Below are 14052 nucleotides of genomic sequence, written 5' to 3' on the forward strand. Positions count from 1 at the left end.
CCCGGCCGGAAATCTTCGCAACACCCGGGAAACCGCACCTCAGCGCCCCGAAATCCACCGTCGCAGGCCATCGTCAGAAACGGCGTTTCCGCAGGTAGGAGGCGTTTATGAACGTGACATTCGCGTTTGCCAAACCGGATTGAACCTGCACAAACTTGATTCGATCCTCAATCGCGCCCCCGACCAGGGGTTATTTCGCCATGCCCGGAGAGGCCGACCATGATCCATACCCGGGGACTGACCCGAGTGTTCAAAGTCAAGAAGGAGCGTGTGGAAGCCGTACGCGGCATCGATCTGGAGGTGGAGGCCGGCCAGCTCGTCGCCTTCCTGGGGCCAAACGGCGCGGGCAAGTCCACCACCCTGCGCATGCTCACGACCCTCCTGCCGCCCACCTCGGGCACCGCCATGGTGGCGGGCCACGACGTGGCCAAGGACCCGGCGGGCGTGCGCGCCCGCATCGGCTACGTCGGCCAGCGCAACAGCGCGGGCGAGAACTTCCTCGTCCGCGACGAGCTCGTCACCCAGGGCCGCTGCTACGGCCTGGACGCCAGGCAGGCGACCGCCCGCGCCGAGGAACTGCTCGACCTGCTCGACCTCAGAGCACTGGCCAAGCGACGCCCCGGCACGCTCTCGGGCGGCCAGCGCCGCCGCCTGGACATCGCGCTCGGCCTCATCCACCGCCCCGGCCTGCTGTTCCTCGACGAGCCCTCGACCGGCCTCGACCCGAAGAGCCGCGCCGAGGTCTGGCAGCACATCCTCCAGCTGCGGGAGACGTACGGAACGACGCTGTTCCTGACCACCCACTACCTGGAGGAAGCCGACAACATGGCCGAACGCGTGGTGATCATCGACAACGGCCGGATCATCGCGGACGGCACCGCCGAGCAGCTCAAGAACGACCTCGCCGGCGACCACATCACGATCACCACCAGCACGGAGGAGGAGGCGCGCAGGGCCGCGGAGCTCGGTGGCGGCGCCGCCGACGGCACCACCGTGCGCCTGCGCGTCCCCAACGCGGCCGCCGCGCTCCCCGACTACCTCAGAACCCTGGACGGCTCCGGCATCAAGGTCACCACCGCCGAGACCATCCGTCCGACGCTCGACGACGTGTTCCTCGCTCTTACCGGGAGAAGCCTCACCGATGACGACATTCTTTCGTGACACCGCCACCGTTTTCTCGCGGGAGTTCAAGCCGGTCGTGCGCGACTCGGTCGGGCTGCTGTTCGAGATGGGGCAGCCGCTGCTGTTCCTGTTCCTGTTCGGGTCGCTGCTGGACGGGGCGGTCGGGTCGTCGTGGCAGTGGTTCGTGCCGGGGATCCTGGTCATGATGTGCCTGACGGGCCCCATGTCCGCCGGCTACACCCTGCTGGTCGAGCTGATCGGCGGCTCGCTGGAACGCCTGATGGTCACCCCGCTGAACCGCACGGCGATGCTGGTGGGCCGGACGTTGAAGACCATGATCGTGCTGCTGGCCCAGGCCGTCCTGATCATCGTGCTGGCCGTCCCCCTGGGCTTCGAGCTGCATCCGGCGGGCGTCCTGGCGGGCCTGGCGCAGCTGGTGGTCTTCGGCGTCGGCCTGGGCTCGCTCTCGTTCGTGCTGGCCATCAAGTCGGCGCCCGGCGGCACGCTCTTCTACATCGTCAGCCAGTCGATCATGTTCCCCCTGCTTCTCCTCTCGGGGATGATGCTCCCCCTGGAGACGGCTCCGGCGTGGCTGCGGACGATCGGGTACGCCAACCCGGTCACGTACATCGTCGAAGGCCAGCGAGCCCTCTTCTCCGGCAACCTGACAAGCCCCTCGATCCTGTACGGGACCGTCGCCGCCTGCGCGATAGCCGCGATCGGCCTGTATCTGGGCAACCGGGCCATGCGCCGGGGTGTCTGAGACCCTTGAGGGATGACTCATCTGACGGTCCCCTGGATCCCCGTACGCCATCGCCTGGACGTGATCCTGTCCCCGGCCCTCCCGCCTGTGGACAAGACCACGTCGGCGTTCGCGTTCGTCTCGGACCAGACCGGCAGAACGCTCATGACGTGCGTGGACGAGGAGGGCCGCGGGTGGGACATCCCCGGCGGCCACCTCGAACCCGGCGAAACGGCCCTCGACGCCGCGGCCAGGGAGCTGTATGAGGAGACCGGCCTGCGCCTGCCGGCCACCGCGCTGTCCGCCTTCGCCTGGCAGCGCATCGAGCTCCTGGACGCGGCCCCGGCCGGCTACCGGTACCCGCCGCTGACGTACATGGTGATGTTCAGGGCCCGTCTCCCGCATCCGGGCCGGCCGACCCGTCCGCCGGCCGGCTCGGAGAGCACCAGGGCGGACTGGCTCCCGCCGTCGGAGATCGCCCGCGTCTGCCCTGATCGCACCTGGTTGCCGCTTCTGGACGGCCTGAGCCCGCACTAGCTACTTGGGCGCCTTCTCGGCGAAGAGATAGCCGCCCACGATCACGAACCCGATCTGGAAGAGCCAGAGCCGCACGTCCGCCACCTCGGGTTTCATCTGGCTCCACGCCTGCTCCGGCAGGAAGCCGGGGCCGAGGATGCTGGCCAGGACGACGGTGATGAGCACGCCTAAGTAGACGCCGATGAACCAGCTGCGATGGCGGACCGCGGTCTTCTCCAGCAGCTGCACCACCGGCGAGTCCGGGGGTGGCGGGGAGAGATCCACCAGTTCGCTCTTCGGTCGGACGTCCTCGGCCCCCTCGGCCCCGGATCGATCTCCGGCGCCAGACGGCTGACTGGCTCCACTCATGTTTCCTCCATCAGCCCAGTCGTCAGGGCTGACTACGGGGAGGTGCGTTGGACCACCTCAGACTGCGATGGGACCCACCTCGGAGAGCGAGCCACGTGTTTATGTCAGATTTCTGCCGCTTCATGCGGGATTTCTGCCACGCTGCCCGATCGCGCGCCCCTGCGGGATAACGCACATCCTAGGGGCCTGTGGGATTCGAGCGCGCCTTTAGCCCACATTTCATGATGCCGCGACGCGTACGATTTGCCAGTATTAACCGCATATGAGGCACAGATCTTTCCGCACCGGTATAACGTTCTTCCTTCGAGGTGTGACAGGACAACACTCGGTACGGATCGGACCCGTTCCTCATGGCAAGCCAGCGTGTATAAAAAGCATGCGCCTATCGATGAGGACCGAGAGCAGCGAGACGTCGGAGCATCCCCGCCCTCTACTCCACGTGCCCCCTTACCCCAAGGGCCAGGTGACATGACCATGACGCGTGAGTCCACCGGCAAGGACCCCAGGCTCGAGCAGGAGAGGAGCAACAACAACAGCAATTTCGTCCGGCTGTCCGTCAATCTGAGCCACGAAACCGCGCAGACCTTCAAGGCACTGGCCGAGCGCAAGGGCCTGTCGTTCACCGAGGCGATCCGCCGCGCCATCACCATCTGGAAATTCGTCGAGGACCAGCTCGCGCAGGGCCACGAGCTGGCCATCGTGGAATCCGACGGAAATCCGCGAAAAATACTGTTCCTCTGATCAGCCATTCAGCGGGGGCCTTATGACGGAAGAGGCTCTCGGGTGAAGCTCGCGCGGTAGGCCGTGGGAGTGAGGCCGACCCGGCTGACCAGGTGTTTGCGGAGGGAGTCCGCGCTGCCCAGGCCGCTCCGCCCGGCCACCTGGTCCATCGGCAGTCCGGTGGTCTCCAACAGCTCCCTGGCCCGGTCGACGCGCCGGTGCAGCAGCCACTGGAGCGGGCTCAGCCCGGTCTCGGCGTGGAAGCGCCTGGTCAGGGTGCGCACGCTGATCCTGGCGTGGCCGGCCAGGTCGGCCAGGGTGAGCGGGCGGTCGAGGTGTTCGAGCGCCCAGGCCCGGGTGGGGGCGAGCGAGGTGCCGCGTTCGGGAGGCAGCGGGGTCTCGATGAACTGGGCCTGCCCGCCCGGCCGTACGGGGGAGACGACCGCGAGCCGGGCGGCCGTGTTGGCCACCGCCGCCCCGTAGTCGAGCCTGATCAGGTGCAGGCACAGGTCGATGGCGGCCGCGGCGCCCGCCGAGGTGAAGATGCCGCCGTCCTCGACGAACAGGACGTCGGGCCGCACGTCGACCGACGGGAAGCGGGCGGCGAGGTCGTCGGCCAGCCCCCAGTGGGTGGTGGCGCGGCGCCCGTCGAGCAGGCCGGCCTGGGCCAGCACGAACGCGCCCGTGCACAACGAGGCGATCCGCGCCCCGCCGGCCGCGGCCTTCCGCAGGGCGTCGAGGACCTCCGGGGGAGCCGGCTCGCCGCCGCTGCCGACCGCGATCACCGTCTCGGCCTCCTCCAGTGCCTCCAGGCCGTGCGCCACCACCACGTCAGGGCCCCCGACGGTCGGCACGGGGCCGGGCCGCGCCGTACAGACGCGTACGTCGTAGTGCGGGACGCTGTTGAACACCATGAGCGGGATCGAGACGTCGAAGCCCAGCACGGGAGGGACGATCACTGCGGCGAGGCGGTGCATGGCCAGATCCTCCGGATAGTTGGCATTCCGGCCACTATGCTACGAGGCCGCAGGTCGGCACGGTTGTCATCATGAAATTTCACGTGATCGTGGGTCGCGGGGCCACCGCGTCGAAGACCGCTCTGCTGCTGGCCGAGGACGGCGAGCGGGTACGGATGATCAGCCGCACGGGCGGCGGGCCCGACCACCGGCTCGTCGAGAGGGTCGCCGCGGACGCGACCGACACCGACCGGCTCACCGAGCTGGCCGAAGGGGCGGACACGCTGTTCACCACCGCCGTGCCGCCCTACCACACCTGGCCCGAGCAGTTGCCGATCCTGTCGGCGTCGCTGCTGACCGCGGTGCGGCGGACGGGGGCCGCGTACGTCATGCTCGGCAACATCTACGGTTACGGGCCGGTGGACGGTCCGATCACGCCGCACTTCCCGCTGGCGGCGACCGGGCCCAAGGGGCGGGCCAGGGCGCGGGCGTGGGAGGAGGCCGCCGCCTCGGGGGTGAAGGTCACCGAGGTGCGGGCCGCCCAGTTCTACGGCGCCGGCGCCTTCTCGGTGTTCAGCCTCCTGGTGCAGCGGCCCGTGCTGGAAGGCCGGCTCGTCCTGGTGCCGCAGGAACTCGACGTTCCGCACGGTTACTCGGCGATCGACGACACCGCGCGCACGCTGGTCGCCGCGAGCCGGGAGGAGCAGGCGTACGGCAGGGCCTGGCACGTGCCCACCGCGACCCTGTCGGTGCGGGAACTGGCCCGGCGGCTCGCGGAGCTCTCGGGAGCGCCCGCGCCGCGGCTGGAGGAGATGACGGAACGCGACCTGACCCTGCTCGGGATCACCGATCCGTTGTGGGGGGAGATGCACGAAGTGCTCACCAAGCCGGGCCACCCGCTCGTCCTCGACTTCTCCGAGACCGAGAAGATCCTCGGCGTCGGCGTCACCCCGGTCGATGATGTGCTCCGGCAACTGATCTAGCGTCGCGAGACCGCCGGCTCATTGAGGCGGTTGCTGAAGCGGGCGAGCATGGCGGTCTGGGACGTCTCGGGGAACAACCGGGCGATCAGCGGTGGGACGCGCCAGTTCGCGGGGTTGCGCCTGGCCAGCCGGGAGACCAGGGAGATGTACGGGTAGCGGAGCTTCTCGTAGGCGCGCAGCCGTACCGCCGGGTCGTCGCCGCCCTTGGCGAGCTCGCGCCCGAGCACCCACGCGTCCTCGAGGGTCTGGTTGGCGCCCTGTCCCAGGGTGGGCGGCATGATGTGGGCCGCGTCGCCGACCAGGGTGATCCGTCCCTTGCCCCACGCCGGGCGCACCTTGGTCCAGTGGTGGCCGAAGAACTCGAGGTCGTCCTCGGTCGCGCCGGCCAGCACCTCGGGGACGGGTGACGCCCAGTGCCCGAACCGCCGCCTCAGCTCGGCCAGCGGCGCCGCCGGCCGCGGATCGGCGGGCGACCAGCGCATGTCGAACCACCACTGCAGCAGGCCCTCACCGGCGGGCATGAGCCCGCACGCGCCCTCGCGCCCCGAGATGATGAGGTGCCGGTGCGTGCCGGCGAGGTCGATGTCGATCCGGCTGAGCCCCTGCCAGGTGCCGAAGGTCGCCGGCCGTACGGCGCCGCCACCCCACAGGCAGCGCCGTACGACCGAGTGGTGGCCGTCGGCTCCGATGAGCAGGTCTCCCCTGTCCGTGGAGCCGTCGCTGAAGGTCGCCGTGACCTGGCCGTCGTCCTGGGTCACGCCCCGGCAGGCCAGGCCGTGGCGGACGAGGTCGCCGGGCAGCCCGTCGGCCAGGCGTTCCAGCAGGTGGCGACGGGGGACCGCCCTGGTCTCGAAGCCGAAGCGGCCGGCCGCGTGGGCGATGTCCATGCTGGTACGCAGCCGGCCGCCGGCGGTCAGCGCGTCGATCCGGTCGATGCGGGCGCCGACGCCGTCGAGGCCGATGCCGAGATCGTTCAGCACGGCGGTGCCGTTGCTCCAGATGAGCACCGCCTTGCCGCCCGTCCGCCGGGCCGGAGCCTGCTCGTAGACCCGCACCCGGTGACCGGCGGCCAGCAGCACGCGCGCGACGGCCAGGCCGCCCACCCCGGCGCCTATGACGAGAACATCCATATCTCCTCCAAAGCGGAGTATCTTCGATTCGAAGATACTCCGCGATGGAGTAGGTTAGGAAGGTGGCCCACGAACATCCAGACGACGTCTTCCGCGAGTTCCTGGTCGCGGTCCTCCTGCACAACGAGGCGGTCGCCGACCGGCTCGGCCTGCAACCCGTCGACGTCGCGGCCGCCATCCTGCTGGAGACGCGCGGACCGCTCGCCGTGGGGGCGATCTCCGAGGAGCTGGGGCTGCCGTCCGCCTCGACGACCCGGCTGATCGACAGGCTGGAGAAGGCGGGCTACGTACGGCGGGTGCGCGGCGAACGCGACCGGCGCACGGTCACCGTGGAGCTGGTCGAGGGCGGCCTGGACGACTACAACGCCGCCTGCGAGGCATCCAGGCGGCACCTGGCGGCGATCAGCGCGCACTACGAGCCGGAGCAGGCGATGGTGATGCTGGACATGTTCAGCCGCGTCACCGAGGCCTACCGATGCGCCACCAAGGAAGTACGGGGGTGAACCCCGGCGTCACCGCGGCCGGGCCGGCTCGGCGTGGTGCGCGATCAACGGCATGACGAGCTGATCGACGATCTCGGCGAGCGCGTCTTCGGACAGTGGACGCCGGCGGAGCAGCGTCTCCGTGGCCACGAGCGTGAAGGGCATCGTGGCCACCCGGACGGGGAGCCGGGCCCGGGCGAGTTCGCCGCGCTGCGCCGCGCGGTCGAGCAGGGCGTTCATCTCGTCCTCACCGGCCCGGCCGACGCGCTCGTCCAGGTAATCGGTGAGGTCGCTGTCGTCCGCCCGGCCGTCGCCGATCGCCTGGAGCAGCGGGGCGAGCTCGACCATGCGCGCGCTGACAGTACGCAGCTGGGCCAGCAGGTCGGTGCGCAGGGAACCGGTGTCGGGCGCGAGCGGCGGCAGGGGCGGCGCCTGGTGGCGGAGGGCGGCCAGGACCAGGTCGCGGCGGTGCGGCCAGCGGCGGTAGAGCACCGTCCTGCTGGTCCGGGCGCGCGCCGCCACGGCGTCGTAGGTGAGCTCGTGGTAGCCGACGGCCCGCAACTCCTGCCAGGCCGCCTCCAGGAGGGCGTCCTCGAGTGCCGCGCCCCGCCGACGCCGGCCCCCGGCCTGCTCATTAGACACATCATGTACCTTAACAGTCGACATAAGATACAGACTGCACCTTATGGAGGCGTTCATGCGCGGCAAGGGCATCCACTACGACACCGGGACCTTCCCCAACGGCGACACCACCCGCAGCGTCTTCGACCCCGAGACGGTGGCCCGCGAGATGCGCGTCATCGCCGGCGACCTGCACTGCACCGCCGTCCGCGTCACCGGTGGCGACCCCGAACGGCTCAGCATCGCGGCCGGGCACGCGGCCGAGGCGGGGCTGGAGGTGTGGTTCTCACCGTTCCCGTGCGAGCTGACCGAGGAGGAGATGCTCCCCTACTTCGACGACTGCGCCGACCGCGCGGAAGCGCTGCGCCGCGACGGCGCCCGCGTGGTGTTCGCCACCGGGTGCGAGCTGAGCCTGTTCGCCCGCGGCTACCTGCCGGGCGACACCTTCACCGACCGCATGCAGACACTGCGCGCCGCGCCGGAGGTGCGGGCGGCGGCGCTGGCCGTGATCCCCGAGCGCGTCAACGCCTTCCTGCCCCGCGTCGTGGCCTCCGTACGCACCCGCTTCGGCGGCCAGGTCAGCTACGCCTCGATCCCCATCGAGGAGATCGACTGGACGCCCTTCGACATCGTCGGCGTCGACGCCTACCGCAACCGGCACAACTTCGCCACCTTCGCGGACGACCTGCGCCAGTACTTCACCCACGGCAAGCCCGTGGCCGTCGCCGAGGCGGGCTGCTGCACCTTCCGGGGCGCGAGTGACTGGGGCGCGGGCGGCTGGACCGTGGTCGAGGAGGGCGGCCGGGTCAAGCCCGGCACCGTACGCGACGAGGGCGAGCAGGTCCGCTACATGGACGAGCTGATGGCCGTCTTCGAGGAGGTCGGCATGGACACCGTCTTCTGGTTCAGCTTCGCGGGGTTCGAGCTCCCGCACCGCTCCGACCCCGTCCATGATCTCGACCTCGGCTCGTACGGCATCGTCAAGATGCTCGACGGCGCCCCGGGCCGGACCTACCCCGGCCTGCCCTGGGAGCCGAAGGAGTCCTTCCACGCCCTCGCCCGCCGCTACGGAGCTCGCTGACGGGCGCTCACGACGCGCCGAGCCGGACCTCCGCCACCGGTCGCCAGTCCCAGGCCGTCTCCGGGCCGTCCTGGTTGACGACATGGATGCTGCGGATCGTCACCTCGCGCTCCGGAAGGCGCTCCCCGAGCGCGTCGATGATGGGCGCCGCCGGGCCGTCCGCGTTGCTGTAGGCCACGGTGACGTGCGGGAGCCACATGTCATGGGCGAGCACGCCGTCACGGCCCGTGGCCGCCCGGGTGGCGAACCGCGCCGCCTCCAGCAGGGGCCGCAGCCGCTCGGCCGGCCGCGCCTCCAGCACGACCGCCTCGGGGTGGTAGAGCACCCGCCCCAGCGTCACCGTGATCGGCGCGACCCGCGCGAGCTGGCCCGCCGCCTCCGCGGCCATCACGGTCACCTGACGCTCGGTGATCTCGTGCGAGTATCCGGCGACGAACGTGGTGAGGTGGATGAACCGCCGCGGCACCAGATCGAGCCCCGCCAAACCGGCCAGCCGGTCGTGCGCCTCCTCGACGATGGCCCGCGCCTGGGGGTCCTCCCCCAGCAGAACGTGCCAGTAGAGCCGGCCCTGCCCCGGCGGCAGCATGAGCGATCGGCGCTTCTCCCAGCGATTCGCCATGCGCGTCGGAAGCGGGCTCACGCGTCCTCCTCGGTGGGCGCGGGCAGCTGGTCTGCTCACGCAGCGTGGTCACGATATCCGACTCGGTGAGCCGCGGTCACGAGGGGAATTGCGGGAGAGCCGCACGTAGGCCCGGTCGTCGAAACTCTCGGCGCCGGCGGCGACCGCCTTGGTGGCCGCGTGTTCCATGATGCGCAGCCGATCGGCCCGTAACGAGGCCCGGAGCTCCGTTTCGGCTGCCGCGAGGGTCTGCTCCGGGCCGAGGTAGCCGTCCGACGCCAGCACCACCTCGTCCACGTCCTCCGCCAGCACGAACGTCTCCACGAACCGCTCCGGGACCGGCCGCCCGTCCAGCACGCCGTATCCGAAAGGACCGGCTTCATCCCGGTTGGCCAGCACGGCCTGGCGCTCCAGCACCGGCCGGATCAGCGCCCGCCCCGGATCGGTGGCCGCCAGGTCCTCCGGGCGCTCTCCCTGCAGCAGCAGGCAGTGCAGGTAGGCGGCCCGGGCACCGGCCAGCACCGTGTCGATCAGCTTCCCGCCGGGGTGACGACGCCACCCGCCGTCGCGGTGGCCCAGGGCGACGTGGACGTCGCCCACGCGCCAGACCAGCCGCCGTCCCGGCCACACCACCGCCGCGACGGCGGCCGGCGCGAGAAGGTCGTCGTCGGCGACGGACCACTTGCGGCGCAGCTCCATGAGCTCCGCCGAGACGGCCGCGACCGCCTCCGCCACGGTGACGTCGTCCGGCAGGGTGACGAGGGTCTGCGCGACGCGATCGGCGGCCAGGGCCCCGCCGCTCGCCCCGCCGTAGTCGCGGCCGGACTTGTCGGTGACGCCGTCGATCACCGCCGCGCAGCGGACGCCGCCGCCGTCCTCGATGACGACCACCCGGTCCTCGCCGGGTCCCGCGCCTTTCGCGCGCACCGCGCGCTCGGCCACCCGCCAGCCCGCCACGTGAGCCGCCGCCGGCTCAGGTCGTCCGGAGCAGTGAGACGAGATCGTCCCACCGGGCCATGAGCAGGCCCAGTACGGCACCGAAGACACCGACGATCGCGACGATGGCCGGATCGAAGGAGCCGTTCACCAAGGAAGCGGCCAGCCCGAGCAGCGCCACCGCGATGAGGATGCCGTTGCGGGCCACGTGCGCCATGCTCAGGGGCGTCCGGGAGGCGCCGAAGCAGCGGCAGGGAACGGCGGCGCCCCTCCGTACCACCATGATGACGGCGACGGTGAGGCAGCCGAGCAGCCCGGCCGCGAGCACGAACGACGCCGATCCGGCCCAGCGAAGGGGGACCGCGGCCAGCACGATGACACCGGCCTCGGCCACCGCCGTCGCCGTCGCGGCCGCCGGCGCCCTGGCATTGTCGATCACCGCCATCGCCTTGATCGACTGGACGAACTCGTTCCAGGCCCGGCGGCTGGAGACCTTGCTCGCCAGCGCGAGGACGAACACCGTGAGCAGCAGCAGTCTGCTCGCCACATCGACGTACTGCATAGACCGCAACCTGCCACGGCCGCGCAAATACGGCAAGAGCACCACTGCGTTAGTCTTCGAAGATCCACGAGCAAGGGGTGGACCGTCGTGCTGATCCGGTTACTCGGCCCGGTGGAGGTGGAGCGGTCGGGGCAGACCCGGCCCGTACGCCCTCCGCAGGTCGCGCTCGCCGTCGCCGCGCTCGCCTGGGAGGTCGGCCGGGTCGTGCCGGTCGACACGCTCCTCGCCCGGGTCTGGGGCGAGCAGGTCCCGCCCGGCGCGCGGCGCACCCTGTACACGATCATCACCCGCATCCGGCGCGACGTGCTCGCGGATGAGGGCGCCGTCGTCCGCCGGCTCGGGGGTTACCTGCTCGACGTGGACGAGTCCGCGGTGGACGTGCCGCGCTTCCGCGGCCTGGCCGACCAGGCGATGGCCGTACCGGACCCGGTGCCGCCGCTGGGCGCGGCGCTGGCGCTGTGGCGTGGCGATCCGCTGACCGGGCTGCCCGGCGAATGGGCCGAACGGGCCCGCCACCGCCTGCGCGACGAGCGCAGGGAGCTCCTGCTGCGCTGGGCACGGGTGGTCACCGGCCGGGACGCCGCGGCCGCGGTGGCGGCGCTGTCGCCGCTGGCCGAGGAGTACCCGCTGGACGAGCTGGTGGCCGCCGCGCTGATCGAGGCGCTGCACGCGTGGGGGCGGACCGCCGAGGCGCTGGCCCACTTCGCCCAGGTACGCCGGACGCTCGCCGAGGAGCTGGGCGTCGAACCGGGTACGCCGCTGCGGAGCGTCCACCGGAAGCTGCTGCGCTCCGGCGACACGACCGAGGCCGCGCGCCCGGTCCCGGCACAGCTGCCGGTCGGCCTGCGGCACTTCGTCGGCCGGTCGGCCGAGCTGGACCGGCTGGCCGCGATCGGCGAACAGCAGGCCACCGCGGCGGTCTGCGCGATCTCCGGGCCGCCTGGGGTGGGTAAGTCGACGCTCGCCCTGCGCTGGGCCCACCTGCACCGCGACCGCTTTCCCGACGGGCAGCTGTACGCCGATCTCAGCACGATCGACCCGGCCGACGGGGCCGTGGTCCTGCCCCGGTTCCTGGGCGCGCTCGGGGTCACGGAGGCGCAGGTGCCGTCGGGCGTGGAGGCGCAGATCGGGCTCTACCGCAGCATGCTGGACTGCCGCCGGGTCCTGGTCGTGCTCGACGACGCCCGCAGCGCCACCCAGGTCCGCCCGCTGCTGGCCACCGCGCCGGGGTGCCTGACGCTGGTGACCGGCCGCTCCGAGCTGTCCGGGCTCGCGGTCACGGCGGGGGCGCACCTGGTCGGCCTGGACGTCCTGCCCGGCGACGACGCGCACGACCTCCTGGTGGCGTGGCTGGGCGAGGCCCGGCCGGCGGCCGAGCCGGAGGCCACCGCGAACATCATCCGCCGGTGCGGCCGGCTGCCGCTGGCGCTGGCGATCGTCGCGGCGCAGCTGGCGCGGCGCACCGATCTGCCGCTGGCCGAGGCCGCCGCGGACCTCGAGCGGGCCGACGCCGATCTGGAACCGTTCGCGCACAGCGACCCCGCGATCGACCTGCGCCACGTGTTCGGGCGCTCGTACCGGGACCTGCCCGTGCCGGCGGCCCGGCTGTTCCGGCGGCTCGGGCAGCACCCGGGGCCGCACCTGCCGCTGTCGGCGGCGGCGAGCCTGGCCGCCCTGCCGGTGGGGCGCACGCGGGAACTGGCCGCGCACCTCGACCGCGCCAACCTGGCCGAGATCCGCGCGCCCGGCCGGCTGCGCCTGCACGACCTGCTGCGCGTGTACGCGTCGGAGCAGGCGCGGGCCGCCGACACCCGGGCGGCACGGCGGTCGGCGACGCGGCGGCTGCTGGACTACTACCTGCACTCGGCCTGCGCCGCGAACGGGATGTGTTACCCGCACCGCGACAACCTGCTCCTGGACCCGCCGGCGCGGGGCACCGTGGTGGAGCGGTTCGCCGGGCCGGCGGAGGCCCTGTGGTGGTACGCCGACGCGTCGGTGACGCTGCCCGCGCTGCTGGCGGAGGCCACCGCGGCCGGGTTCGACGGCCACGCGTGGCGGCTGGCGTGGGCGTTCGCGGAGTTCATGCAGCGGCGCGGCCTCTGGGAGGAGATCCTGCGCACCCACGCGGTGGCGCTGGCCGCGGCCGAACGGCTCGGCGACCGGCTGGCCAAGGCCCGCTGCCACAACAGCATCGCCCGCGCCCACGCCCGGCTCGGCCGCGACGGCGAAGCGGTCGAGCACTTCGAGCGGGCGGTCGAGCTGCACCGCGACCTCGGCGAACCCGTCCTGCGCGCGCACGTCCACCTCGGCCTGACCGTCGCGCTGAGCCGGACGCGACCCGATGAGGCACTGAGCCACACCCTGCACGCGCTGGAGCTGTTCCGGCAGGCCGGCGACGTCGGCGGCGAGGCGCGGGCGTTGAACAACTCCGGCTGGCTGCGGTCCCAGCTCGGCGAGTACGACGAGGCGCTGGCCGACTGCCGCCGGTCCCAGCGGCTCCTCGCAGGCCTCGGATACACCCAGGGCGAGGGGCACGCGTGGGACAGCGTCGCCCACGTCCTGCACCTCAAAGGCGACTACGCGCAGGCGGTGGCCTGCTTCGAGCGGGCGGCGGAGCTGCTGCGCGACTGCGACGACCCGCACGCGGCCGCCGAGACGCTGGTCCGCCTGGGCGAGACGCACGTCGCGGCGGGTGACATCGCGGCCGCGCTCGACACCTGGAAGCAGGCGGCGGAGTTCTTCGACGCCGTTGACGACGCGCAGGCGGCGAAGGTCCGCGACCGCATCGTCTCCTTCCACCGTCCCTGATCCGCACGCGCCTGCGATCGCCCGCCTGAACTGCCGAAACAGGCCGTTAAGAATTCATTGAGAAATCGCTCAGACCTCTGGCGCACGCTGCGACGGGCGGCGGGACGGCGGCGTGGTCCGGCGTACCGCTTCCGCACGGGCGGGCGCCGTCCCGCCGGAACAACCGAAAGGAAAGTTCGATGCGCGTCGTGACCAGAATGGCCGACCGGCTCCTCGAGCTGATCGCGCCGCACTCCGTGGCCAGGGCTACCGACTGCGGTTATGAGTGCTGCAGTTTCCCGGCGTTCACCGCGAAGTACTGCTGCTACTACCCGAACGGCAGCCGCAGTTGCGGCGGCTGCAAGAGCTACATCTACTGCTCGTGACCGCACGTTGAGCGGGTGCCCGGCTGGCGGGCCGGCCGGG

General features: G+C 71.7%; 16 protein-coding genes. 9 read left to right on the top strand and 7 right to left on the bottom strand.

Features of this window, described 5'->3' with window-relative positions:
- Nucleotides 1-219 precede the first annotated feature (219 nt).
- From ACWDRB_RS39700 to ACWDRB_RS39710, 3 genes are read left to right on the top strand one after another with little or no spacing between them, the layout of a single operon-like run.
- A complete protein-coding gene (locus ACWDRB_RS39700; RefSeq protein ID WP_449902685.1) occupies nt 220-1161 on the top strand; it encodes an ATP-binding cassette domain-containing protein in 942 nt (313 codons plus the stop codon).
- The gene (locus tag ACWDRB_RS39705) at nt 1142-1885 is read left to right on the top strand and encodes an ABC transporter permease (protein ID WP_449902687.1); all 744 of its coding nucleotides are present in this window, start codon (nt 1142-1144) and stop codon (nt 1883-1885) included. Before ACWDRB_RS39700 ends, ACWDRB_RS39705 begins: the two co-directional genes overlap by 20 nt.
- A gap of 12 nt (nt 1886-1897) precedes the next feature.
- Nucleotides 1898-2401 (top strand): NUDIX hydrolase, encoded by a 504-nt coding sequence (locus ACWDRB_RS39710; protein ID WP_363981537.1) that lies wholly within the window; start codon nt 1898-1900, stop codon nt 2399-2401.
- Here the strand turns inward: ACWDRB_RS39710 and ACWDRB_RS39715 are convergent, their stop codons facing one another.
- Complete coding sequence (locus ACWDRB_RS39715) at nt 2402-2749, bottom strand: hypothetical protein (RefSeq protein ID WP_355206943.1); 348 nt, start codon at nt 2747-2749, stop codon at nt 2402-2404.
- A 474-nt stretch (nt 2750-3223) separates the two neighbouring features.
- Here ACWDRB_RS39715 and ACWDRB_RS39720 point away from each other — a divergent pair, with 474 nt between their 5' ends.
- A complete protein-coding gene (locus ACWDRB_RS39720; protein ID WP_350733709.1) occupies nt 3224-3490 on the top strand; it encodes a ribbon-helix-helix protein, CopG family in 267 nt (88 codons plus the stop codon).
- A gap of 20 nt (nt 3491-3510) precedes the next feature.
- Here the strand turns inward: ACWDRB_RS39720 and ACWDRB_RS39725 are convergent, their stop codons facing one another.
- Complete coding sequence (locus tag ACWDRB_RS39725; protein ID WP_449902690.1) at nt 3511-4446, bottom strand: GlxA family transcriptional regulator; 936 nt, start codon at nt 4444-4446, stop codon at nt 3511-3513.
- Between the two features lie 71 nt (nt 4447-4517).
- On the opposite strand from ACWDRB_RS39725, the gene ACWDRB_RS39730 reads away from it, so the two are divergent.
- On the top strand, nt 4518-5408 hold the full coding sequence (locus ACWDRB_RS39730; protein ID WP_449902692.1) for an NAD-dependent epimerase: 891 nt from the start codon (nt 4518-4520) through the stop codon (nt 5406-5408).
- Here ACWDRB_RS39730 and ACWDRB_RS39735 read toward each other — a convergent pair.
- Nucleotides 5405-6538, bottom strand: coding sequence for an FAD-dependent oxidoreductase (locus tag ACWDRB_RS39735; protein WP_449902694.1), 1134 nt, complete (start codon nt 6536-6538; stop codon nt 5405-5407). The two genes, ACWDRB_RS39730 and ACWDRB_RS39735, sit on opposite strands and share 4 nt — an antisense overlap.
- A gap of 62 nt (nt 6539-6600) precedes the next feature.
- On the opposite strand from ACWDRB_RS39735, the gene ACWDRB_RS39740 reads away from it, so the two are divergent.
- Nucleotides 6601-7041, top strand: a complete 441-nt coding sequence (locus tag ACWDRB_RS39740) for a MarR family winged helix-turn-helix transcriptional regulator (protein WP_387838082.1) — start codon at nt 6601-6603, stop codon at nt 7039-7041.
- A 9-nt stretch (nt 7042-7050) separates the two neighbouring features.
- Here ACWDRB_RS39740 and ACWDRB_RS39745 read toward each other — a convergent pair whose 3' ends face one another.
- On the bottom strand, nt 7051-7662 hold the full coding sequence (locus tag ACWDRB_RS39745) for a TetR/AcrR family transcriptional regulator (RefSeq protein ID WP_449902697.1): 612 nt from the start codon (nt 7660-7662) through the stop codon (nt 7051-7053).
- 43 nt (nt 7663-7705) lie between these two features.
- On the opposite strand from ACWDRB_RS39745, the gene ACWDRB_RS39750 reads away from it, so the two are divergent.
- Nucleotides 7706-8722, top strand: coding sequence for a hypothetical protein (locus tag ACWDRB_RS39750; protein WP_449902699.1), 1017 nt, complete (start codon nt 7706-7708; stop codon nt 8720-8722).
- Nucleotides 8723-8729: 7 nt separating this feature from the next.
- Here the strand turns inward: ACWDRB_RS39750 and ACWDRB_RS39755 are convergent, their stop codons facing one another.
- Genes ACWDRB_RS39755 through ACWDRB_RS39765 form a run of 3 tightly spaced genes read right to left on the bottom strand, consistent with a single transcriptional unit; the run spans nt 8730 to nt 10839 of the window.
- Nucleotides 8730-9362 (bottom strand): 2'-5' RNA ligase family protein, encoded by a 633-nt coding sequence (locus tag ACWDRB_RS39755; protein ID WP_449902701.1) that lies wholly within the window; start codon nt 9360-9362, stop codon nt 8730-8732.
- 48 nt (nt 9363-9410) lie between these two features.
- Nucleotides 9411-10298: a hypothetical protein gene (locus tag ACWDRB_RS39760; protein ID WP_449902703.1), complete on the bottom strand. Its 888-nt coding sequence runs from the start codon at nt 10296-10298 to the stop codon at nt 9411-9413.
- 16 nt (nt 10299-10314) lie between these two features.
- On the bottom strand, nt 10315-10839 hold the full coding sequence (locus ACWDRB_RS39765) for a MauE/DoxX family redox-associated membrane protein (protein WP_350733700.1): 525 nt from the start codon (nt 10837-10839) through the stop codon (nt 10315-10317).
- A gap of 87 nt (nt 10840-10926) precedes the next feature.
- Between ACWDRB_RS39765 and ACWDRB_RS39770 the strand changes: the two genes are divergently transcribed.
- Both ACWDRB_RS39770 and ACWDRB_RS39775 read left to right on the top strand, forming a co-directional pair.
- Nucleotides 10927-13647 (top strand): tetratricopeptide repeat protein, encoded by a 2721-nt coding sequence (locus ACWDRB_RS39770; protein ID WP_449902706.1) that lies wholly within the window; start codon nt 10927-10929, stop codon nt 13645-13647.
- A 179-nt stretch (nt 13648-13826) separates the two neighbouring features.
- Complete coding sequence (locus ACWDRB_RS39775; RefSeq protein ID WP_350733697.1) at nt 13827-14012, top strand: hypothetical protein; 186 nt, start codon at nt 13827-13829, stop codon at nt 14010-14012.
- Nucleotides 14013-14052 lie beyond the last annotated feature (40 nt).

Source organism: Nonomuraea sp. NPDC003707 (genome assembly GCF_053587055.1).

Excerpts from the sequence above, each read along its gene's own strand:
- ACWDRB_RS39700 (WP_449902685.1), top strand. The coding sequence starts at position 220 with ATGATCCATACCCGGGGACTGACCCGAGTGTTCAAAGTCAAGAAGGAG.
- ACWDRB_RS39750 (WP_449902699.1), top strand. The coding sequence starts at position 7,706 with ATGGAGGCGTTCATGCGCGGCAAGGGCATCCACTACGACACCGGGACC.
- ACWDRB_RS39775 (WP_350733697.1), top strand. The coding sequence starts at position 13,827 with ATGCGCGTCGTGACCAGAATGGCCGACCGGCTCCTCGAGCTGATCGCG.
- ACWDRB_RS39725 (WP_449902690.1), bottom strand. The coding sequence starts at position 4,446 with ATGCACCGCCTCGCCGCAGTGATCGTCCCTCCCGTGCTGGGCTTCGAC.
- ACWDRB_RS39765 (WP_350733700.1), bottom strand. The coding sequence starts at position 10,839 with ATGCAGTACGTCGATGTGGCGAGCAGACTGCTGCTGCTCACGGTGTTC.
- ACWDRB_RS39735 (WP_449902694.1), bottom strand. The coding sequence starts at position 6,538 with ATGGATGTTCTCGTCATAGGCGCCGGGGTGGGCGGCCTGGCCGTCGCG.
- ACWDRB_RS39720 (WP_350733709.1), top strand. The coding sequence starts at position 3,224 with ATGACGCGTGAGTCCACCGGCAAGGACCCCAGGCTCGAGCAGGAGAGG.
- ACWDRB_RS39705 (WP_449902687.1), top strand. The coding sequence starts at position 1,142 with ATGACGACATTCTTTCGTGACACCGCCACCGTTTTCTCGCGGGAGTTC.
- ACWDRB_RS39715 (WP_355206943.1), bottom strand. The coding sequence starts at position 2,749 with ATGAGTGGAGCCAGTCAGCCGTCTGGCGCCGGAGATCGATCCGGGGCC.
- ACWDRB_RS39710 (WP_363981537.1), top strand. The coding sequence starts at position 1,898 with ATGACTCATCTGACGGTCCCCTGGATCCCCGTACGCCATCGCCTGGAC.
- ACWDRB_RS39730 (WP_449902692.1), top strand. The coding sequence starts at position 4,518 with ATGAAATTTCACGTGATCGTGGGTCGCGGGGCCACCGCGTCGAAGACC.